Raw genomic sequence first — 20,103 nt, 5'->3', positions numbered from 1 at the left:
GTGTCAGACGATGAGCGACCGGGAGTCGATGGAATATGATGTCGTCATCGTGGGCGCGGGGCCGGCTGGGCTCAGTGCTGCGATCCGGCTGAAACAATTGGCGAACGAGGCAGGCCGCGAGCTCAGCGTCTGCGTGCTCGAAAAAGGGTCGGAAGTCGGCGCGCACATCCTGTCGGGCGCGGTGATCGATCCGCGCAGCCTCGATGAGTTGCTGCCCGACTGGCGTGAGGACAGCTCCTGCCTGCTTGGCCGGGTGCCGGTCACCAGCAACCATCATTGGGTGCTGACCAAGACCAAGAAGTACAATCTGCCGCACCTGATGATGCCGAGCTTCCTCGACAACAAAGGGACGTTCACCGGCAGCCTCGCCAACCTCTGCCGCTGGCTCGGCGGCAAGGCGGAAGAGCTGGGCGTCGAGATCTTTCCCGGCTTCCCGGCGGCGGAGGTGCTCTACAACGAGGACGGCTCGGTCAAAGGCGTTGCGACCGGCGCGATGGGCATCGGCCGCGATGGCGGACCCAAGGGCGACTACCAGCCCGGGATGGAGCTGCACGCCCGCTACACCTTCTTCGCCGAGGGTGCGCGCGGCTCGCTGACCAAGCAGCTCAAGAAGCAATTCGGCCTGGAAGCCGACTGCCAGCCGCAGGTCTATGGCCTCGGGATCAAGGAATTGTGGGACGTCGATCCGGCCAAGCACAAGCCGGGCACCGTGATCCACACCCAGGGCTGGCCCCTCGACGATGCGTGGGGCGGGGGGTGGATCTACCACCAGGACAACAACCAGGTGTCGATCGGCTTCGTGGTCGCGCTCAACTACAAGAATCCGCACCTGTCGCCGTTCGACGAGATGCAGCGCTACAAGCAGCACCCGGCGATCCGCCCGCTGCTGGAGGGCGGCCGCCGCGTGTCGTACGGTGCGCGGGCGATCAACGAGGGCGGATGGCAGAGCATTCCCAAGCTCGCCTTCCCGGGCGGTGCACTGATCGGTTGCTCGGCGGGTTTCGTGAACGTGCCGCGTATCAAGGGCACCCACACGGCGATGAAGTCGGGCATGCTGGCCGCCGACGCCGCCTTCGCCGCAATCGCCGCCGACCGCCGCTCCGATGTTCTCGCCGACTATGAGCCGTCGGTCAGAAATGGCTGGATTGGCGAGGAATTACGCAAGGTCCGCAATGCCGAGCCCGCCGTCGCCAAGTTTGGCGCAACCATCGGCACGATCTTGGCCGGAGCCGACCTCTGGATGCAGCATCTCAAGATCGGCCTGCCGATCACGATGAAGCATCATCCTGACCATGAAACACTGTGGCGCCGCGATATCGCTCCGCCGATCAACTATCCGCGCCCCGACGGGGTGATCAGCTTCGACAAGCTGTCGAGCGTGTTCCTGTCGAACACCAACCATGAGGAAGACCAGCCGGTCCACCTTCACCTCAAGGACCCGACGATCCCGACGCGGGTAAACCTGCCCGACTATGACGGGCCCGAGCAGCGTTATTGCCCGGCAGGGGTCTATGAATATGTGCTGGAAGGCGGCGCGCCGCGTCTGCAGATCAACGCGCAGAACTGCGTCCACTGCAAGACCTGCGACATCAAGGATCCGTGTCAGAACATCAATTGGGTGACCCCGGAGGGTGGCGGTGGGCCCAACTACCCTAACATGTAGCCTCGCCTGCGCGCTTGCCGCTGCGGCCCCCGGCCAGCAGCGGGTCGATTTCCTGCGGTCGGGCGCCAGTACCTTTGTCGCGGCGCGGGCCGCCGCCACCGCGGGCGATGCCCGCCGGGCGGCGATGCTCTACGCGAGCCTTGCTGCGGCGGATCCCGGCGACCGGCTAGCGGCGCGAAGGGCAGTCGGCCAGGCGATCCTTGCCGGAGACATGCCACTGGCGGTTCGCCTGGCGCAGCGTCAGCCGAAGGCGGAGCTTGCCGTCGATGCGCGGCTTCTCCTGATCGGCGACGCCCTGCGCAAGGGCCGGATCGACCAGGAAGTCGGGGCTGAATTTCCCCAGCAACTCGACTTCATGGCCCCGTTCGTCGGGGCCTGGACCCTGGCCGAGCGACGCCGCCTGCCCGAGGCGCTCAAGCTGCTCGACGGGGTGCAGGCGAGCAGCCCGCTCAGCCAGTTCGTGCCCGAGCACAAGGCGCTGATCCTCCTCGCAGCCGGCCGCGGCGCGGAAGCGGAGCCGCTGTTCACTCGGGCGCTGGCGGCGGCGAGGGGGCGTGCCAACCGTCTCCGGATCGCCTTTGCGACCGGTCTGGTCGCGCAGGGCAATCGCGAGGGCGGGCTGGCCCTGCTTGCCGGGCGTGACGTCACCCTGCGCGGTGCAGCGACGCACCTTGCGACCGAGCGGCGCCCACGCCTGCCCATCGCCACCGCCGCGGAAGGGCTGTCGGAACTGGTGGTCGCACTCGCGGTCGGCCTTGACGAGGGCGATAGCGGCACCCTCCCGCTTGGCCTTGCCCAGGTCGCGCGCCATGCCGACCCGCGTAACGAGCAAGCGGCGCTACTAGCAGGCTTGCTGCTCGACCGAAGCGGTCGAGGTGACGACGGGATCGCGGTCTTTCGCACGCTGCCCGACAAGTCGCCGTTCCTCACCGAAGCGCGCGATGCGGAAACCCGGATCTTGCTTCGCGCCAGCCGCCCGCAGGAAGCCCTCGCGCGGGCCAAAGCCTTCGTCGCTGATGACAGAGCCGGGGCAGCGGACTGGCTGAGGCTCGGCGACGTGCTTGAGGCGATGAAGAAGTACGATGAGGCGGCGGTCGCTTATGGCGGTGCCGCTGCGGCGGTGCAGGCCGGGGGGCCGGGGCCCGAGCTCTGGTCCATCCACCTTTTGCGCGGTGCAGCGCTGGAGCAGGGCGGTAAGTGGCCGCAGGCCGAAAGCGCGCTCGAACTGGCGTACAAGCTCGCTCCAGACAATCCGGCAGTGCTCAACTATCTCGGTTACGCGCGCCTCGAACGCGGCGAGCAGCTGGACGAGGCCGAGGCGCTGATCGCCGAAGCGAGCCGCCGGGCCCCCGACGATGCCTCGATCACCGATTCGCTCGGCTGGGCGCAATATAAGCGCGGCAAGGTGGCCGACGCGATCCTGACTCTTCAGCGCGCCGCCGCCGCCGATCCCGCCCAGTCCGAGATCCACGAGCATCTTGGCGATGCGCTTTATGCTGCGGGTCGCAAATATGAGGCGCGCTTCGCCTGGCAGGCGGCCCTGGTCACCGCCGAGGACGACGTCCGCCAGCGGGTACAGAACAAGATCGGTGCCGGGCTGAGCGCGGCGACCGCCGCGCCGTGACCGGCCTCCCCGTGACCGAGATCGCGCCGGCCAAGGTCAACCTTGCGCTTCACGTCCGCCGCCGCCGCGACGACGGACGCCACGACATCGAGACGATCTTCGCTTTCTGCATCCACGGCGACCGCCTGACCGCCGAGCCGAGCGACGACCTGTCCCTGACCATCACCGGGCCCTTCGCGGCCATGCTGGACGACGGGAGCGACAACCTCGTCCATCGTGCCGCGGCCGCGCTCGCCGCCGAGGCGAGGATCGGCAAAGGGGTGCGGCTTACGCTCGACAAGCGCCTGCCGGTCGCGTCCGGAGTCGGCGGCGGCTCGGCCGATGCCGCCGCCGCGCTCCGGCTGCTGACGTCCCTGTGGGGCATCGACCCCGAAATGGCGCAGCGGATCGCCCCGACCCTGGGCAGCGATGTGCCGGCGTGCCTGCTCAGCATGACGTCGCGCGGGGAGGGCGCCGGAGATACCCTGACACTGGTCGACGCCGGGGTAGCGAGTTGCCCCGTGCTGCTGGTCAATCCACGCCTGCCACTATCGACCGCCACCGTCTTCGGCGCCTGGGACGGTGTTGACCGCGGCGCACTCGGCGACTGGCGGGAGGGTCGCAACGACCTCGAGCCGGCAGCGCGAGCGCTGGTGCCCGAGATCGATGATATTCTCGAGTGGCTGAAATCCTGCGAAGGTGCGGAAACCGTGCGGATGTCAGGCTCCGGAGCGACCTGCTTCGCGCTGTTTGCGGGCGAGGAGGCGCGCGATCGTGCCGCCGCGGCTTGCCCGCCCGAGTGGTGGCACCTGGCGAGTGTCCTCCGGTGACTGCGCACCGCCCGATCCTGGCCGCAGCCGCAATGCGGACGGCGGAAGCGGCAGCGACCTGCGGCCTCACCGAATTGATGGAGCGTGCGGGCCGCGGCCTGGCCGAGGCGGCGCTCCGCTTCGCCGGGCCGATGCCGGCACTGGTGCTGTGCGGACCCGGCAACAATGGCGGCGACGGCTATGTCGCCGCGCGCCTCTTGCGGGAGCGCGGTTGCCCGGTGCGGATCGCGGCATCGGGAGAGCCGAACACCGACCTTGCCAGGGCTGCGCGGTCGCAGTGGAATGGCCCGATCGAGGCGTTGGACGAAGCGCCCCCGGCGCCGCTGCTGATCGATTGTCTGTTCGGAACTGGCCTCAAGCGAGCGCTGGAAGTCGCTGTTTCCGAGGCGCTAATCACCCTCGTCGAAGCATCACACATCGCCGTCGCGGCGGACCTGCCGAGCGGCGTGGAGGCCGACAGCGGAGCACGCCTCTCCCCTGTACCTGACTTCGACCTGACGGTGGCGTTCGGAGCGCTGAAGCCGGCGCATCGGCTGATGCCTGCAATGGCGGGCATGGGCCGGGTGGTCCTTGCCGACATTGGCATCGATGCACCGGGCCCGTGGTTCGAGATCGGCGAGCCGGTGCTTCCTTCCATCGCCCCGGATGCGCACAAATTCAGCCGTGGGCTGGTCCACTGCCTGGCGGGTGAGATGCCCGGCGCAATCGCCTTGTCGGCGAAGGCGGCGGCGCACAGCGGTGCAGGCTATGTCCGTATCTCGACCTCGCTTCCGATTGCCGGCCTTCCGCTGAGCGTGGTGCAGGTCGGCGACGCGCAGGTGAACGATCCGAAGATCGGCTGCCTACTAGTCGGGCCCGGCCTGGGCAAGCTGCCGCAACTGCTGACCCTCGCCCTGGTCAGCCACCGGCCCAAGGTGATCGACGCCGACGCCATCGGGCACATTGGGGAGCCGGGCCGGCTGAAGGGCCAGGATGCCGTCCTGACCCCGCATGCCGGTGAGTTCGAGCGATTGTTTGGCGCGCTACCCGGGACCAAGGCCGAGCAAGCGCTGGCTGCTGCAGAGGCGTCCGGCGCGGTGGTGGTCTTCAAGGGCCCCGATACGTTGGTCGCGTCGCCCGATGGGAGGATTGGCTTCGCGCCGCCGGCTCCTGCCTGGCTCGCCACCGCCGGGACGGGCGATGTGCTTGCCGGAATGATCGCGGCGCTGCGGGCGCGCGGCCTGCCCGCTTTCGAAGCGGCTTGCGCCGGGGTCTGGCTGCAAGGCCGAGCCGCCGAACGGGCGGGCGCCTCGATGATCGCCGACGATCTGGTGGCGCAGCTGTGAGCGACATCGTAGTCCGGATCGCGGCGCGCGGCGATGGGGTGACGGCAAGCGGCCGCCACGTGGCGTTCGCGGCACCCGGAGACGTGGTCGCGGAGGATGGCAGCGTCACTGCTGGTCCCCATCGACAGGTGCCGCCATGCCGTCACTTTCCGGAATGCGGGGGGTGTCAGCTCCAGCACGTCGATGACGAGGCCTATGCCGCCTATCTGGTCGAGCGGGTCAGCGGGGCATTAGCGCAGCATGACCTGACCGGCGACGTCCGTGCGCCGCATCTCTCTCCCCCGCGGACCCGCCGACGGGCGACGCTGCGTGCAATGAAGGCCGGGGGCAGGGTCTTGCTCGGCTTCAATGCCGAAAAGTCGAACCGGATCATCGATCTCGCCGAATGCCACATCCTGCGGCCCGAGCTGTTCGCCCTGCTCGATCCGCTGCGGCGCCTGCTGGGCCTGTTGCTGGCCCCCAAGCGGACGGCCGAAATCCACCTGACCCTTGCCGACCAAGGCGTCGACCTGCTGCTGAAGGGCGTCAAGGCCGACGGCTTCGAGGCGGCGCAGGGGCTGGTCGATTTCGCGGGCGAGCAGGGACTTGCCAGGCTGAGCCTCGACGAGGGAGTCGGGCCCGAGGTGCGGTGGGAGCCGCAGCCGGCCACCGCCACACTGTCCGGGCGCCCGGTGCCCCTGCCTATCGCAGCCTTCCTTCAGGCGACCGAAGACGGCGAGCGCGCGCTGGTCGACAGCGTCCTGGAAGCGGTCGGCACGCCCGCGACATCGGCCGATCTGTTCGCCGGTATCGGCACCTTTGCGCTGGCACTGCCCGGCCGGGTGCTGGCAGCGGAGGCGGGCCGGGGCGCCGTGCTCGCGCTCAAGCGGGCCGCCCCTTCGATCGCCGCCCAGCACCGCGACCTTTATCGCCGCCCGCTGATGGCCGACGAGCTTAATGGACTCGACGCGGTGGTGCTCGATCCGCCGCGGTCGGGAGCGGAAGCGCAGGTCGAACAGCTCGCCGCCTCGACGGTGCCCCGAATCGCCTACGTCAGCTGCAATCCCGCGACCTTTGCGCGCGATGCGGCGGTGCTGGTGTCAGGCGGATACCGGCTCGACTGGGTGCGCCCGGTCGGCCAGTTCCGCTGGTCGACCCATGTGGAGCTTGCGGCCGCGTTCAGCCGCTAGTGCCAGAGGCGCAGCCCGGCGTGGATCGTCAGGCTGGCCAGGCAAAGCGTCGAGAGGGCGAACAGGGTCAGCCTGATCGCCACCACGTTGATCGTCGCCTGAACGATGCTGTGCAGGATACGCAGCCCGACATAGCCCCATGCCAGCATGACGTTGATCGGGTGGTCGAACCCCATCAGCACCAGCGCCAGCACGATCGCGTAGAAGATCGTCGGCTGCTCCATCAGATGGTTGTAATTATGCGCCTTCCACTGCGCCTTGGCCTCGGGACTGCTGTCGAGCGCGCTGCCGCGTGATCCGGGCGGAATGGTCTTGAGCGACACGCCGAGCCGCTTGAAAGCGCCGCGGCGGGAGACGGCCATCCACACCAGCATGATCAGCGACCAGCCGACCAACGCGACGATCGGCCCGAGCAATGGACTTGGCTGCAGCAATGAAAAACCCTCCCCCGTTGAGACAGGGGAGGGTGGTTCATTTCGTTTCGGTAAGCAATCCGAACTTAATCGAACAGCTTCGCGAAGGCGCGCTTGGCGCGGGTCTTCCAATGGCCCCGGTGATAGGCGTCGGACGCCAGCAGCGGCAGCACCGAGGTCGCCTCGGCGAACACCATCTGCTCGAGCGCGGTCGAAACCTTGCCCCAGCTGGCGGCCTCCTGAAGCGTCGAGGAGGAGCAGGCTCCGTCGCGCACGTCGGCGACGGTGATCTGCACGGCGTACTTGTGGACCTCGACATCCTCGTGACCGAGGATCTCGGCGCAGACCACGGTGTCCTGCGTGAAGTTCTTCGGAACGCCGCCGCCGATCATCAGCAGTCCGGTGGTGCCGGCCTTGATCTTGATGTCGGTCAGTTCGCGGAAGTCGGCGATCGAATCCATCGTCATGTAGCGACGGCCCGCCTTCATCGCGTCGACCTGATGCTTGACGAGGCCGAAGCCCGCCGAGCTGTCGGTGAAAGCCGGGCAGAAGATCGGCACGTCATGCTCGTAGGCGAGCTTGACCAGGCTGTTGTCCTTCTTCCCGTTTTCCAGCAGCCACTTGCCCATCTCCTTGATGAACTCGCGGCTGCTGTAGGGGCGCGGCTCCAGCGTGTCGGCGATCTTGCCGATGGTGAAGTCGGTGTCCTGCAGCTGGATCTCGTCGATGTAGGTATCGTAGATACGATCGATGTAGAGCGAACGCAGCGTGTCATCGTCAGGGATTTCAAGCGCTTGATAGTGCTTGTGGCCAAGCGCTTCGAAGAAATCCATGTCGACGATCGACGCACCGGTGGCGACAATCGCATCGACCATGTTGGAGCGGACGAGCTCCGCATAGAGGTCCATGCAGCCGCCGGCCGAGGTCGAGCCGGCGATCACCAGGATGACCGAGCAATCGGGATCGCTCAGCATCTGGTTGTAGATGTCGGTGGCGCGGGCGAGGTCGCGGCTGGTGAAGCTCATCTTGCCCATCGCTTCGACGATCGGGCGGGCATCGAACTTGGTGATGTCGATATGCTCGACGGTGCTCGAAAGCAGCTCCGCCTTGCGGGTGTCGTTAATCTTGGCTTCGGTGTTCATGGTGCTCCAATAGCTCCGTGCTTTTCCGTCCCGCGGACGGGAAGGGCTGGGGTGGGCGCTTGCCCGCTATTGGCCGTCATTGTTTCAGCAGGGGGACAGGCCGACCCCCGACCCCTCCCGCGTGAACGGGAGGGGGAAGATCCGTTACAGCGTAACGACGTTCGAGCGCGACGGTGCCGCGACGTCGCCGTAGAGCGAGGCCATCGGTGCGTCGGTCACGACCACCGACCAGCCATTCGCTGAGCCGAAGCCGTTGAAGCGGGTCCGCATCGCCGAGCCATAGGCGCCCAACATCCCGATCTCGATATAATCGCCGGGGCCGACGTCGCCGGGAAGCTCGAACGGTCCGACCATATGGTCGAGGTCGTCGCAGGTCGGGCCGTAGAAGCTGAAACTGTGCGGACGGGTGTCGCTGTCCTCGTCGCGGACGAGCCGGACGGGGAAGCGCCAGCCGATGTGCGCGGCGTCGAACAGCGTCCCGTAGGCACCGTCGTTGATGTACAGCTCGTCGCCGCGGCGCTTTTCGACGCGCACGAGGACCGAGGCATATTCGGCGCACAGGGCGCGGCCCGGCTCGCACCACAGTTCGGCCGAATAGCTGATCGGCAGCTTCTCGAACGATTCGTGGATCACCGCGAAATAAGCTTCGAGCGGCGGCGGCTCCATGCCCGGGTAGGACGAGGGGAATCCGCCACCGACATCAACGATATCGACGGTGACCGCGGCCTCGACGATGGCGTCACGAACGCGGTTCATAGCTTCGGCATAGGCCGCCGGGGTCATCGCCTGACTGCCGACGTGGAAGCAGAGGCCGAGCGCGTCGGAGGCCTGGCGGGCCGCCATCAGCAGCGCCTTCAGCTCCGAAGGATCGGCACCGAACTTGGACGCCAGGCTGAGCTTGCTGTGCTCGGAGGAGACCCGCACGCGGACGAGCAGGTTGAGGTCGCTCGCCGCAACGCCGTCGGTGGCGCAGGCGGAGACGATCTTGTCCAGTTCCTCGAGGCTGTCGAGGCTGAAGGTGCGGACGCCGTGACCATGATAGGCTTCGGCGATCGCCTCCACGGCCTTGACCGGGTGCATGAAGCACAGGGTCGCGTCAGGCAGCGTCTCGCTGACCAGCCGCACTTCGCCGATCGAGGCGACGTCATAGTGAGTGACGCCGCCATCCCACAGCACCCGCAGAAGGTCGGGCGAGGGGTTGGCCTTGACCGCATAAAGCGACTTGCCGGGGAACTTCTCGACAAAGAAACGCGCCGCCGCCCGCGCCGCATGGGGGCGCAGGAGCGTGACCGGCTGGACCGGCTTCAGTCGTGCAATGTCTGCCGCACCGGAAGCGACAAAGGATTCGGTGCGATCGGAACGGGGCGCTAGCCCCAGCGCGAAGGGGTGCTCAGCCAATGCAAGGGACCTCCAAGTGCCTTTCGGCAACGTTTGACGAACAGCTGCCTTGCGGTTGGAAGTCCCATGGGGCAGCGGAGGCGCTACATATGAATGAGCCTCCCTTAACGCAATCTTTTTCCGATGCCTTTTGTGGCGCTTCCGCCGCAGCTTGGCGCACGCCTGCACCGTTTCGGCCAAGCCGTTGATGGGCAACGACAATCTTCCGACCCGCGCGCAGGTGCTCGACGCTGCTGAGCGCATTCGTGGACTGGTGATCGAGACGCCCCTCAGGCGGCTGCGGCTCGGCGACCACGACGTGTGGCTGAAATGCGAATCGCTGCAGACCGGCGGATCGTTCAAGCTGCGCGGCGCGAGCAACCGCCTTGCGCTGCTCAGCGAGGCCGAACGACGTGCCGGGGTGGTCGCTTTTTCAAGCGGCAACCATGCGCAGGGCGTGGCGATTGCGGCACGGCGCCTGAATATTCCGGCCACCATCGTGATGCCGGCCGATGCGCCTGCCCCGAAAGTCGCCGGTACCCGCGCCCAGGGCGCCGAGATCGTCTTTTACGACCGCGCGAGCGAGGACCGAGTCGCTATCTCACGCGCCCTCGCGGCGGAACGGGGTGCAGTGGTGGTGCCGAGTTTCGATGATCCCCACATCATCTCCGGGCAGGGCACCGCGGGGCTCGAGCTGGTGGCGCAGTGTCCGGAGTCGGTGCGGCGGATCGTGATCTGTTGCGGCGGCGGCGGCCTTGCCGCTGGCGTCGCCCTGGCGGTGCCCGGCGCGGAGATCGTTGTGGTCGAACCGGAAGGCTGGGACGACATGCGGCGTAGCCTGGAGCTTGGGCGCATCGTCCCGGTAGTCGCCGACGCTCCGCCGACCGCCTGCGACGCCCTTCAGACGCCGGTGGTGTCGCCGCTGACGTTCGGCGTTCTGCAGGCCCGGGGTGCAACTGGCGTGTCGGTAAGCGAGGACGACGTGCGCGCCGCGGGTCGATTCGCCTGGAAGGAGCTGGATTTGATGGTCGAACCCGGCGGGTCGGCTGCCCTTGCAGCCGTCCTTGCCGGCAAGGTCGCGCCCGGGCCTGGGACGGTGGTGATGGTGACCGGCGGGAACATGGACCCGGCAACCCACGCGGCGTGGGTCGCCTGATCGCGCTCAGGCGCGCGAACTGGTGCGATAGGCCCCGGGGTCGAGATGCGACGGAGAGCACAGCTCCACGCTGCGAGTCAGCTCCTCAAGCTCGGCTGCGAGGGTCTGGAGTTCGGCGACCAGGGCCTTGGGATCGGCATGGTCGAGCCCGCGCGAGGCGTCGAGCAGCGTTTCCAGCATCATGGTGATGCAGGGAAGGATGGTTCCTTCGATCCGCTCGAACGCGTCGGCGAGCTTTTGTTGCTGGTCGGCCCTGATCATGACCTCGCCCGATTAGTGCAACATCCGTTAAAAAGCCGTTTCGGGAGCAATCATGAACCAGACCGCGTCCACCCTCATGTCCATCGTCATGCTGGCGGCCTTCGTGCTGCTGGTGTTCGGCGCCCGCTTCGCGTGGGCCGGCACCTATCGCAAGCAGGGACTTATGATGATCGCGGTCGCCGCCATCCTCGTCGCCAACGTGCTCATCTGGGTGCTGTAGCTCAGCGCCCCAGTCGCATGTCCAGATAGCCGTCGACGCTCTTCATCATGAGGTCGAGCTCGTTGGCGAAGAAGTGATTGGCACCGGGAATGGTGTCGTGATGGATGGTGATGTGCCGCTGGGTGCGCAGCTTGTCGACCAGCTTCTGGACGCTGGCCGGGCTGACCACTTCGTCCTGCTCACCCTGGATGATGATGCCCGACGAGGGGCAGGGGGCGAGGAAGCCGAAGTCATACATGTTCGCCGGCGGGGCGATCGAAATGAAGCCCTTGATCTCGGGGCGGCGCATCAGCAGCTGCATGCCGATCCAGGCGCCGAAGCTGACGCCGGCGACCCAGGTCTGTTCGGCCTCCGGGTGGATCTGCTGCACCCAGTCGAGCGCGCTGGCGGCATCCGACAATTCGCCGATGCCGTTGTCGAAGGTGCCCTGGCTCTTGCCGGTGCCGCGGAAATTGAACCGCAGCGTCGCGAAGCCGCGCTTCACGAAGGTTTGGTAGAGCAGCTGCACGATCTTGTTGTTCATCGTGCCGCCCGCCTGGGGGTGGCTGTGCAGGATCAGCGCGACCGGCGCGCGAGGACGCAGGCCCGGATGAAAACGGCCTTCGAGGCGGCCTTCCGGCCCCGGAAAGATAACTTCGGGCATGGGTCTCTTTTGTTTAGCTGACGGGTGCAGGCGGCGCGCTTATATAGAGGCGAGCCAACAAACAGCAATTGCCAAGGTTTCCGTGAAGCGATCTCGAATTTACCTCGACCATGCCGCGACCACGCCGGTCCTGCCGCAAGCGCGCGCGGCGATGGTCGAGGCGCTCGAGCGCTGGGCCAATCCGTCCAGCCCCCATGCCGAGGGGCGGGCGGCGAAAGCGGCGCTGGAAAATGCACGGTCGCGGATCAAGGCGGCGCTGGGCTGGAACGGCGACCTCATCTTCACGGCAACCGCCAGCGAAGCCGCAGCGCTCGCTTTTCGGCGCTGTTGGGAGAAGGGTCCGAAGCCCGCCATTTCCACGGTCGAGCATGACGCCATCCGCTCGCAGGTGCCGGACGGCGAGGAATGGAACCTGCCGGTGCAGCGGGGCGGCCTGCTGTCGCCCGAGCATTTGTCGACCTGGCTCCACATGGCGCGCGGCGGCCTCGTCGCGGTCCAGCATGCCAATAGCGAAACCGGGGTGGTGCAGCCGATCGCCGAGATCGGCGAAGCGATCGATGCAGCCGGCTCGTTCCTGCTGGTCGATTGCGCGCAAAGCGCCGGCAAGCTGCCGCTTCCGCCCGCCGACATGATCATCGTCAGCAGCAGCAAGGTCGGCGGCCCGCCGGGCGCCGCCGCGCTGCTGGTCCGCGACCTCAAGTTGCTGGTCCCCACCGGCGGGCAGGAGCGCGGCTATCGCCGGGGCACCGAGAACCTTCCCGCCATCCTCGGCTGGGCTGCGGCGCTGGAGGCGAACGCCTGGGACTTCGACCGGCTCAATGCCCTTCGTGCCCGGCTCGACGTCAAGCTGATGGGCGAGGGGGCCGAGATCGTCGGCCAAGGCGTCGGGCGCATCCCGACCATCGGTGCCTATGCGATGGAGCATATGAGCGCGATGGCGCAGCTGGTGCAGCTCGATGCGCTCGGCTTTGCGGTGTCGGCCGGAAGCGCCTGCTCGTCGGGCAAGGTGAAGACCAGCCATGTGCTTGCCGCCATGGGCGCGCCGCCCGAATTTGCCGACAAGGTGATTCGGGTCAGTTTCGGCCCTTCCACCAGCGAGTCGGACATCGACGCCTTTGCCGACGCCTGGGCCGGCCTGGCGACTCGCTCGAAGGCGCGGGCGGCATGATCTACCTCGACTACCAGGCGACAACGCCGCTTGCGCCCGAAGTGAAGGCGGCGATGCTGCCGTGGCTCGATCATTTCGCCAATCCGCACAGCCCGAGCCGGGCGGGCCGCGAGGCGGCGGCAGCGGTGGAGCATGCAAGAGGGCAGGTGGCGGCTCTGCTGCCCGCGGGTGGCCAGGTGGTCTTCACCTCGGGCGCGACCGAGGCGCTCAACCTGGCGCTTCAAGCGACGCGGGAGCGGATCGTCACCCTCGCCACCGAACATGCCGCGGTCCTCGACACGGCGGAATGGCTGCAGCGCCAGGGCGTTGAGGTGGAGAAACTGCCGGTCGCGCCGGACGGACGGGTCGATCTGGACCAGCTCCGCCGCGCGCTGCATCAGCCGACCGCGCTAGTCGCTGCGATGCTGGTCAACAACGAGATTGGCGTCATCCAGCCAATCGACGAGATCGCATCGCTGGCCCACGAGGCCGGAGCCCTGATGCTGTGCGATGCGGTGCAGGGCTTCGGGCGCTTGCCTATCCCCGATGGTCCCGACCTCATCGCGATCAGCGCGCACAAGATCCACGGGCCCAAGGGGATCGGGGCTTTGTGGATCCGCGATGGTGTCAGCCTGGAGCCGCTGATCCATGGAGGCGGACAGGAACGGGGGATGCGGTCGGGAACGCTGTCTCCGATGCTGTGTGTCGGTTTCGGTGCCGCCGCTGCCCTGGCGGCGGAACGGCGGGAGGCCGATCACGCGCATGTCGAACGGCTGTGGCAGGCGGCGCTCGACGCGCTTGGGCCCGGCTGGATCGTCAACGGCAGCAGCGCGGACCGTTATCGCGGCAATCTCAACGTCCGCCGCCCTGGGCTCGACGCTGCGCGATTGCTGGCGGAATGCCGCACGATCGCCTTCTCGCTCGGCAGCGCCTGCGCCAGCGGCTCGGGTCGGCCGAGCCATGTCCTGCGCGCGATCGGCCTTGGCGACGCCGACGCGCGGCAAAGCATCCGGCTCGGGTTCGGCCGCTACACGACCTTCGACGACTTGACTGAGGCCTGCGCGCTGATCAGGCGCGCGACCGAGGCGCAGCAACGGTTTGCCGCATGACCTTGATACGATTTCTGAGATCCGATGGTGCCCTCGACCGCGAGGTCGAGGCTGCCGAGGGCGACAATTTGCTCGACGTCGCGCAGGCCGCCGACCAGCCGCTCGAAGGCACGTGCGGCAAGCAGATGAGCTGCTCGACCTGTCACGTCATCCTGTCGGAGGAGGACTTTGCGCGATTGCCGCCAGCCGGCGAGGACGAGGAGGATATGCTGGACCTCGCCTACCAGGCGCAACGGACCAGCCGCCTGGCCTGCCAGGTCCGGGTCGGTGGAGCGACGATGACGGTGAAGATGCCCGGCTGAGCGCGAAGGGCTGCGCGTGGAGGTGGGAGCCGGAACGACCCGGGACGAAATCGTTGTGGCTGCTTCCTTCCGGACCTGACCAGGTTGGCGACAATCCCGTCCGCCCGACTCCCGCCGCGCATATGGCGGGCTCGGCGCCCGAGCGCAAGAAGTGGCGCAGCGGCCTGCGTCGCCCTACTGTCCCACCCCGATGACTGACGACGAATCGCGCCACGACGAACCGGGCCTTGGCCTCGACCTGCCAGCGCAGCCGCTGGAGAAGAGCGCCGCGGCGTCGCCCTACCGGGTGCTCGCCCGCAAATATCGCCCGCAAAGCTTTGGCGAGCTGATCGGCCAGGACGCGATGGTGCGCACGCTCGGCAATGCGATCGCGACCGGCCGCATCGCCCACGCCTTCCTGCTGACCGGCGTGCGCGGGGTGGGCAAGACCTCCACCGCGCGGCTGGTCGCCAAGGCGCTCAACTGCATCGGTCCGGACGGGCAGGGCGGCCCGACGATCGATCCGTGCGGGGTGTGCGAGCCGTGCCGGGCAATCGCCGAAGGGCGGCATATCGACGTCACCGAGATGGACGCCGCCAGCCACACCGGCGTCGACGACGTCCGCGAGATCATCGAGGCGGTGCGCTATTCCGCGGTCAGCGCGCGCTTCAAGATCTACATCATCGACGAAGTCCACATGCTGACCAAGAACGCCTTCAACGCGCTGTTGAAGACGCTCGAGGAACCGCCCGCGCACGTCAAATTCCTGTTCGCGACGACCGAGGTCAACAAGGTGCCGGTGACGGTGCTGTCGCGTTGCCAGCGGTTCGACCTGCGCCGCATTCCTGCCGAGAAGCTGGTCGAGCATTTCCGCCGGATCGCCGAGATCGAGCAGGTTTCGATCGAGCCCGATGCCCTGCTGATGATCGCGCGCGCCGCAGAAGGTTCGGCGCGTGACGGCCTGTCGCTGCTCGACCAGGCGATCGCGCATGGCGGCGGCGAGGTGAAGACCGAAGCGGTGCGCGACATGCTCGGCCTTGCCGACCGCGGCCGCATCCGCCGCCTGCTGTCGCTGTTGCTGTCGGGCGATGCCTCTGGGAGCCTTGCCGAGCTGGACGAGGCACAGGCGCTCGGGATCGAGCCGATGGCGCTGCTGCGCGGCCTGATGGAGCAGGTCCATGCCGCCTCGCGCGCCAAGGCCGGGCGCGGCGGCGATCCGCTGGCCAGCGCCGAGGAACGCGCGGCGAGCGAGGAGCTTGGCGGCAGCCTCGGCTGGTCGCAGCTTCACCGACTGTGGCAGCTGCTTCTTAAGGGATTGTCGGACGTCAGCCTGGCTCCCGATCCGAACGAAGCGGCGGCGATGGTACTGTTGCGCCTGGTCCATGCCGCCGACCTGCCCGATCCCGCCGCGCTCATCGCGCGGCTGCAAGGGCAGGGCGAGGGCGCGGTGAATGCGCCGGCACCGCGTCCAGCGGCGGCCGCCGCAGCTGCGCCGCGTGCCGAGCAGGAGGCACCCTCACATGCCCCTGCATCCGCGCCGGCCCAGCCTCCTCCACCCGAACCTGCCGCGCCCGCTGTGCCCGATGGCTTCGCCGAGCTGGTCGCGTTCATCGAGGGCAAGGGCAAGGCGATCCGCGCCGTCCAGCTGCGCAACCAGGTCGGGCTTGTCAGCTATGCCGCCGGCCAGATGGCGCTGAAGCCGCTGCAGCCGCTCGGCGCCTCGTTCGCGCGTGATCTGGAGGCGGAACTCCGTTCGCTCACCGGCACGCCGTGGCAGGTCACCCTGGTCGACGGCGAGGCACAGCCATCGCTAGCCGCGCAGGAGAAGATGGCCGAGGAGCGGGCCCGCGACGCCATTTTGCGGGAGCCTTCGGTCGCCGCCGTGCTTTCAGCCTTTCCAGACGCCACTCTCGAAGCCGTTCAGCTCAAGGACTCCAACCATGCCTAGCCTCGAAGAAATCATGCAGATGGCGCAAAATGCGCAGGCCGAGTTGCAGAAAGCCCAGGACAATCTCGACAAGATCGAGGTCGAAGGCCAGTCCGGCGGCGGCCTGGTCAGGATCAAGGCCTCGGCCAAGGGGCGGATCATCGGCGTGTCGATCGACGAAAGCCTGCTGGTCCCGTCGGAAAAGACGATGGTCGAGGACCTGATCGCGGCCGCGCTCAATGATACGCGCGCCAAGGCCGACCAGGCCGCCGCTGCCGAAATGCAGAAGATGAGCTCAACCCTGCCGCTTCCGCCGGGCTTCCAGATGCCATTCTGACCCAGCGTGCTTGACTCGACCTAGCGCGACGTCACTCTTCTCCCGTCGGAGGAGAGACATGATGAGTATCTTGGGCGCGATGCAGCATCACCAGCTTCGGGTGATGCGCCTGGTCGACCATGCCGAGCGCGAGCATGGCGGGCGGGAGATCGTGACCGCATGGGCCGACGGGACGATCGGCCGCACCAATTGGCGCGGCGTTGCCCAGGATGCGCGGCGCATGGCCAAGGCGCTCACCAGGCTCGGCATCAAGCGCGGCGACCGGGTCGCGACCCTGGCGATGAACCACGTTCATCACCTCACCAGCTGGTACGGCACGATCGGGATGGGCGGCATCCTCCACACCATCAACCCGCGCCTGTTCCCCGACCAGCTTGCCTATATCGCCAACCATGCCGAGGACCGCGTCCTTCTCTACGACAAGGCGTTCGCGCCGGTCGTGGAAAAGATGAAGCCGCAATGGAACACGATCGAGCATTACATCTGCATGGACGACGGCGAGTTTCGCGCGTGGATCGACCGGGAGGACGATGATTTCGCCTGGGTCGAGGGCGATGAGCGCGAGCCGCTGGGCCTGTGCTACACGTCCGGCACCACCGGCAATCCCAAGGGCGTCCTGTACGAGCATCGCTCGACCATGCTCCATACCCTGGTCGAAGTCGGCCCCGACGTCTTCGAACTCAGTGCGCGTTCGACCTGCCTGCCGATCGTTCCGATGTTCCATGCCAACGCCTGGGGCGTGCCGTGGGCAGCGCCGATGGTGGGGGCCAAGCTGGTGCTGAGCGCCGACTATCGCCCGCAGCAGATGTGCGACCTGTTCCGCGAGGAAGGCGTCACCCACAGCGCCGGGGTTCCGACGGTGTGGCTGGGGATGATCGACCATATCGAGCGGACCGGCGACCAGCTGGGCTCGCTCAAGAGCGTCACCATCGGCGGCTCCGCCGCGCCGCGGGCAATGGTGGAGTGGTTTCGCCGCAAGGGCGTCAAGATCGGGCATGCCTGGGGCATGACCGAGATGAGTCCGATCGGCACCTGCGGCAATCCGCCGGCGAACTGGGACGACATGACCGACGAGGAACAGGTCGATTTCACCTGCCGTCAGGGCCGAATCCCGTTCGGGGTCGAGCTGCGGATCGTCGATGACGAGGGCAAGGAACTGCCGCGCGACGGTGTCGCGACCGGCAGCCTGCAAACCCGCGGGCACTGGATCGTCGAGCGCTATTTCAAGGAAGACCAGTCCGCAACCGACGCCGATTGCTGGTTCGACACCGGCGATGTCGCCGCACTTCATCCCGACGGCACCATGCAGATCACCGACCGTGCGAAGGACGTGATCAAGTCGGGGGGGGAATGGATCAGTTCCATCGATCTCGAGAATGCGGCGGTGGGTGTTCCGGGCGTGGCGGAGGCGGCGGCGATCGGGATCGCGCATCCCAAGTGGGACGAGCGCCCGCTTCTGCTGGTGGTGCGCTCGGCTGGTTCCGACGTCCACGAGGAAGCCATTCGCGAGCATCTGGCAAAGCATGTCGCCCGGTGGTGGATGCCCGACGCGATCGAGTTCGTGGAGGAACTTCCCCACACCGCCACCGGCAAGCTCAGCAAGAAGACGCTGCGCGAGCAATGGAAGCATTATGTGCTGCCGACCGCCGAAGCGATGGTCGGACGCTGAACGCTCTGCTAGAGGGCTCCACGCCAGGGGGCCGGGCGACCGCGTCGAGGACTTGTCTTCGCCGAGGAAAGTCCGGGCACCACGGAATAACGGTGCCGGGTAACGCCCGGCGGTCCCGCGCTTCGGTGCGGGGTCAGGGACAGTGCCACAGAAAGCATACCGCCGCTCTTCGGGGCGGTAAGGTCGAAAGGGTGCGGCAAGAGCGCACCGCGGCTCCGGCAACGGCAGCCGGCACGGTAAACCCCACCGGGTGCAAGACCGAATAGGGGCGGCACATGGGCCTGTTCCGGCTCGCCGCCCGGGTTGGTCGCTGGAGCCTGTCCGCGAGGGCAGGCCGAGAGGAATGGTCGCACATCCACCTTCGGGTGGAGGACAGAACCCGGCTTACAGGCCCCCTGGCACTTTCACGTCCTTCAACTAGTTAGAACGCTCATGGCCCGCTCGACCCGCTCCAACGACTGGGGATTTCCCCGCTGGCGCTCCTATGCCGACAAGGGCCGGGACGCGGCGCGCGTGCGCTTGTGCGACCGCGAGGGTTGCATGAACCCGGGCGATCGTCCCGCGCCCAAGGCGCCGAACAGCCCCGAGCGCTGGCACTTCTGCGAGGCGCATGCCGCCGAATACAATAAGAACTGGGACTATTTCGCCAATCTGACGGCGGCCGAGGCGGCCGAGCGCGAAGCCAACGAGCGCCGGGGTGCGGACGGCTACAAGCAAAGCTCGCACTATGCCTGGGGCGGTCCCGGTGACGGCACCCGCAGCCGCGAGGAGATGCGCGCTCTGTCGGTCCTCGAAGTGGAGACCGACGCCGGGTTCGACGAGATCAAGGCGGCCCATCGCCGCCTGGCCAAGGCGAGCCACCCCGACCTCAAGCCCGGTGACGAGGAAGCCGCCAAGCGCTTCCAGGCGGTTCAGGCAGCCTATGACGTGCTGCGCAAGGCCGAAGAGCGCAAGACGGCAGCCGGCTAGTCGACCGCGACGAAGGTCGCCGCGCTATGGGCGATCGGACGCTTCTCGTCGCCGCCATGCGCGACCCCGCGGACGAAGGCGACATTGCGGGTGATCTTGTAGCATTCACAGCGCGCGATCACCGTCTCGCCCCTGGAGGCTGGCCGTAAGTAGTCGAGCCGGAGGTCCAGCGTCACCGCCGCCCGGAAGCCGCCGAGCGCGGTCCACACCGAGGTGCCCGAGCAGGTATCGACCAGGCTGACGATCGCGCCCGTCGCCATGATCCCGCTGTCGGGCATGCTGACGAGTTCGGGCCGCCACGGCAGCGCCAGTTCGACCCAGTCGTCACCATGGGCGCGATATTCGAGCCCGAGGGCGCGGCCGTGCCCGACCTTGCGGGCCATGGCGAAGAACAGCGCGGGATCGAACGGCGCACTAACGCCGGCGCGAAAGTCGCTCATGCCAGCCGCTTCGCCGTATCCTGGACCAGCGCGATCATGTTGGGGATGCCCTGGGTGCGATTGGACGACAGCTGGCGCGACAGGTCGAACGGTTCGAGCTCGGCGGTGATGTCGGTGGCGGCGATGTCGGCTGGGCTGCGGTCCTGGACCGTGCTCAGCACCAGTGCGACGATGCCCTTGGTGATCGCGGCATTGCTGTCGGCGAGGAAGTGCAGGCGGCCATCCTCGAGGCGGGTCGGATAGACCCACACGCTGGCCGAACAGCCACGGACCTTGGTGGCGTCGGTCTTGAGCGCATCCGGCATCGGATCGAGATCGCGTCCGAGGTCGATCAGGAGCCGGTAGCGCTCTTCGGCCTCGAGCAGCTCATAATCGTCGCGCAGGTCGGAGAGGGCGGGGAGGGGCATCGCGCTTCCTGTACC

General features: G+C 67.5%; 21 protein-coding genes and 2 other RNA genes. 15 read left to right on the top strand and 8 right to left on the bottom strand.

The features are described 5' to 3' along the window. The first annotated feature begins 10 nt into the window (after positions 1-10). The 5 genes from GGQ97_RS10820 to GGQ97_RS10800 are packed head-to-tail and all read left to right on the top strand — an operon-like array spanning position 11 to position 6,590. Positions 11-1,663 carry an electron transfer flavoprotein-ubiquinone oxidoreductase gene (locus GGQ97_RS10820; protein WP_168069480.1) on the top strand — a complete coding sequence of 551 codons (1,653 nt, stop codon included), beginning with the start codon at positions 11-13 and terminating at the stop codon, positions 1,661-1,663. Continuing rightward, complete coding sequence (locus tag GGQ97_RS14680; protein WP_168069478.1) at positions 1,638-3,287, top strand: tetratricopeptide repeat protein; 1,650 nt, start codon at positions 1,638-1,640, stop codon at positions 3,285-3,287. Before GGQ97_RS10820 ends, GGQ97_RS14680 begins: the two co-directional genes overlap by 26 nt. Then, entirely contained in the window at positions 3,284-4,096 is an 813-nt protein-coding gene (locus GGQ97_RS10810) for a 4-(cytidine 5'-diphospho)-2-C-methyl-D-erythritol kinase (protein ID WP_168069476.1), read from the top strand. Before GGQ97_RS14680 ends, GGQ97_RS10810 begins: the two co-directional genes overlap by 4 nt. Next, complete coding sequence (locus GGQ97_RS10805; RefSeq protein ID WP_342448520.1) at positions 4,093-5,421, top strand: NAD(P)H-hydrate dehydratase; 1,329 nt, start codon at positions 4,093-4,095, stop codon at positions 5,419-5,421. Before GGQ97_RS10810 ends, GGQ97_RS10805 begins: the two co-directional genes overlap by 4 nt. After that, positions 5,418-6,590, top strand: coding sequence for a class I SAM-dependent RNA methyltransferase (locus GGQ97_RS10800; RefSeq protein WP_168069474.1), 1,173 nt, complete (start codon positions 5,418-5,420; stop codon positions 6,588-6,590). Before GGQ97_RS10805 ends, GGQ97_RS10800 begins: the two co-directional genes overlap by 4 nt. Here the strand turns inward: GGQ97_RS10800 and GGQ97_RS10795 are convergent. The 3 genes from GGQ97_RS10795 to GGQ97_RS10785 all read right to left on the bottom strand — a co-directional run bounded on the left by GGQ97_RS10795 (position 6,587) and on the right by GGQ97_RS10785 (position 9,543). Next, complete coding sequence (locus GGQ97_RS10795; RefSeq protein ID WP_168069472.1) at positions 6,587-7,024, bottom strand: MAPEG family protein; 438 nt, start codon at positions 7,022-7,024, stop codon at positions 6,587-6,589. The two genes, GGQ97_RS10800 and GGQ97_RS10795, sit on opposite strands and share 4 nt — an antisense overlap. A gap of 65 nt (positions 7,025-7,089) precedes the next feature. Beyond that, positions 7,090-8,145 carry a 1,9-bis(guanidino)-5-aza-nonane synthase gene (locus GGQ97_RS10790; RefSeq protein ID WP_168069470.1) on the bottom strand — a complete coding sequence of 352 codons (1,056 nt, stop codon included), beginning with the start codon at positions 8,143-8,145 and terminating at the stop codon, positions 7,090-7,092. A 144-nt stretch (positions 8,146-8,289) separates the two neighbouring features. Continuing rightward, positions 8,290-9,543 carry a type III PLP-dependent enzyme gene (locus tag GGQ97_RS10785; protein WP_425338722.1) on the bottom strand — a complete coding sequence of 418 codons (1,254 nt, stop codon included), beginning with the start codon at positions 9,541-9,543 and terminating at the stop codon, positions 8,290-8,292. A gap of 187 nt (positions 9,544-9,730) precedes the next feature. On the opposite strand from GGQ97_RS10785, the gene GGQ97_RS10780 reads away from it, so the two are divergent. Continuing rightward, entirely contained in the window at positions 9,731-10,678 is a 948-nt protein-coding gene (locus GGQ97_RS10780) for a threonine ammonia-lyase (RefSeq protein WP_209022840.1), read from the top strand. Between the two features lie 6 nt (positions 10,679-10,684). Here the strand turns inward: GGQ97_RS10780 and GGQ97_RS10775 are convergent, their stop codons facing one another. Then, positions 10,685-10,939, bottom strand: coding sequence for a hypothetical protein (locus tag GGQ97_RS10775; RefSeq protein ID WP_168069466.1), 255 nt, complete (start codon positions 10,937-10,939; stop codon positions 10,685-10,687). Positions 10,940-10,991: 52 nt separating this feature from the next. On the opposite strand from GGQ97_RS10775, the gene GGQ97_RS10770 reads away from it, so the two are divergent. Further along, entirely contained in the window at positions 10,992-11,159 is a 168-nt protein-coding gene (locus tag GGQ97_RS10770) for a hypothetical protein (protein ID WP_168069464.1), read from the top strand. Between the two features lies 1 nt (position 11,160). Here the strand turns inward: GGQ97_RS10770 and GGQ97_RS10765 are convergent, their stop codons facing one another. After that, positions 11,161-11,802 carry an alpha/beta hydrolase gene (locus GGQ97_RS10765; RefSeq protein WP_168069462.1) on the bottom strand — a complete coding sequence of 214 codons (642 nt, stop codon included), beginning with the start codon at positions 11,800-11,802 and terminating at the stop codon, positions 11,161-11,163. Positions 11,803-11,884: 82 nt separating this feature from the next. Between GGQ97_RS10765 and GGQ97_RS10760 the strand changes: the two genes are divergently transcribed. The 3 genes from GGQ97_RS10760 to GGQ97_RS10750 are packed head-to-tail and all read left to right on the top strand — an operon-like array spanning position 11,885 to position 14,360. After that, a complete protein-coding gene (locus GGQ97_RS10760; RefSeq protein WP_168069460.1) occupies positions 11,885-12,970 on the top strand; it encodes an aminotransferase class V-fold PLP-dependent enzyme in 1,086 nt (361 codons plus the stop codon). After that, on the top strand, positions 12,967-14,058 hold the full coding sequence (locus GGQ97_RS10755; RefSeq protein ID WP_168069458.1) for a cysteine desulfurase family protein: 1,092 nt from the start codon (positions 12,967-12,969) through the stop codon (positions 14,056-14,058). Before GGQ97_RS10760 ends, GGQ97_RS10755 begins: the two co-directional genes overlap by 4 nt. Next, a complete protein-coding gene (locus tag GGQ97_RS10750) occupies positions 14,055-14,360 on the top strand; it encodes a 2Fe-2S iron-sulfur cluster-binding protein (protein ID WP_168069456.1) in 306 nt (101 codons plus the stop codon). The genes GGQ97_RS10755 and GGQ97_RS10750 overlap by 4 nt, the downstream gene beginning before the upstream one ends. 18 nt (positions 14,361-14,378) lie before the next feature. On the opposite strand, the gene ffs is transcribed toward GGQ97_RS10750, so the two are convergent. Next, positions 14,379-14,476, bottom strand: an RNA gene (gene ffs / locus GGQ97_RS10745) — signal recognition particle sRNA small type. Between the two features lie 74 nt (positions 14,477-14,550). Here ffs and GGQ97_RS10740 point away from each other — a divergent pair. From GGQ97_RS10740 to GGQ97_RS10720, 5 genes are all read left to right on the top strand, one after another. Continuing rightward, positions 14,551-16,287, top strand: coding sequence for a DNA polymerase III subunit gamma/tau (locus GGQ97_RS10740; RefSeq protein ID WP_168069454.1), 1,737 nt, complete (start codon positions 14,551-14,553; stop codon positions 16,285-16,287). Beyond that, positions 16,280-16,603 carry a YbaB/EbfC family nucleoid-associated protein gene (locus tag GGQ97_RS10735; RefSeq protein ID WP_168069452.1) on the top strand — a complete coding sequence of 108 codons (324 nt, stop codon included), beginning with the start codon at positions 16,280-16,282 and terminating at the stop codon, positions 16,601-16,603. The genes GGQ97_RS10740 and GGQ97_RS10735 overlap by 8 nt, the downstream gene beginning before the upstream one ends. A 58-nt stretch (positions 16,604-16,661) precedes the next feature. Then, positions 16,662-18,272 (top strand): long-chain fatty acid--CoA ligase, encoded by a 1,611-nt coding sequence (locus GGQ97_RS10730; RefSeq protein ID WP_425338721.1) that lies wholly within the window; start codon positions 16,662-16,664, stop codon positions 18,270-18,272. A gap of 23 nt (positions 18,273-18,295) precedes the next feature. Then, positions 18,296-18,675, top strand: an RNA gene (rnpB, locus tag GGQ97_RS10725) — RNase P RNA component class A. Between the two features lie 29 nt (positions 18,676-18,704). Then, on the top strand, positions 18,705-19,241 hold the full coding sequence (locus GGQ97_RS10720; protein WP_168069450.1) for a J domain-containing protein: 537 nt from the start codon (positions 18,705-18,707) through the stop codon (positions 19,239-19,241). Here GGQ97_RS10720 and GGQ97_RS10715 read toward each other — a convergent pair. After that, positions 19,238-19,681 (bottom strand): PaaI family thioesterase, encoded by a 444-nt coding sequence (locus GGQ97_RS10715; RefSeq protein ID WP_209022838.1) that lies wholly within the window; start codon positions 19,679-19,681, stop codon positions 19,238-19,240. The genes GGQ97_RS10720 and GGQ97_RS10715 overlap by 4 nt on opposite strands. Beyond that, complete coding sequence (locus tag GGQ97_RS10710) at positions 19,678-20,088, bottom strand: SufE family protein (RefSeq protein ID WP_168069448.1); 411 nt, start codon at positions 20,086-20,088, stop codon at positions 19,678-19,680. Before GGQ97_RS10710 ends, GGQ97_RS10715 begins: the two co-directional genes overlap by 4 nt. Positions 20,089-20,103 lie beyond the last annotated feature (15 nt).

The sequence above is a fragment of the Sphingomonas kaistensis genome, assembly GCF_011927725.1.
In the GTDB taxonomy this organism is placed as follows: Bacteria; Pseudomonadota; Alphaproteobacteria; order Sphingomonadales; family Sphingomonadaceae; genus Sphingomicrobium; species Sphingomicrobium kaistense.
Note: the sequence above shows the minus strand (reverse complement) of the source record. Positions and strands in the feature narration are given on the sequence as shown.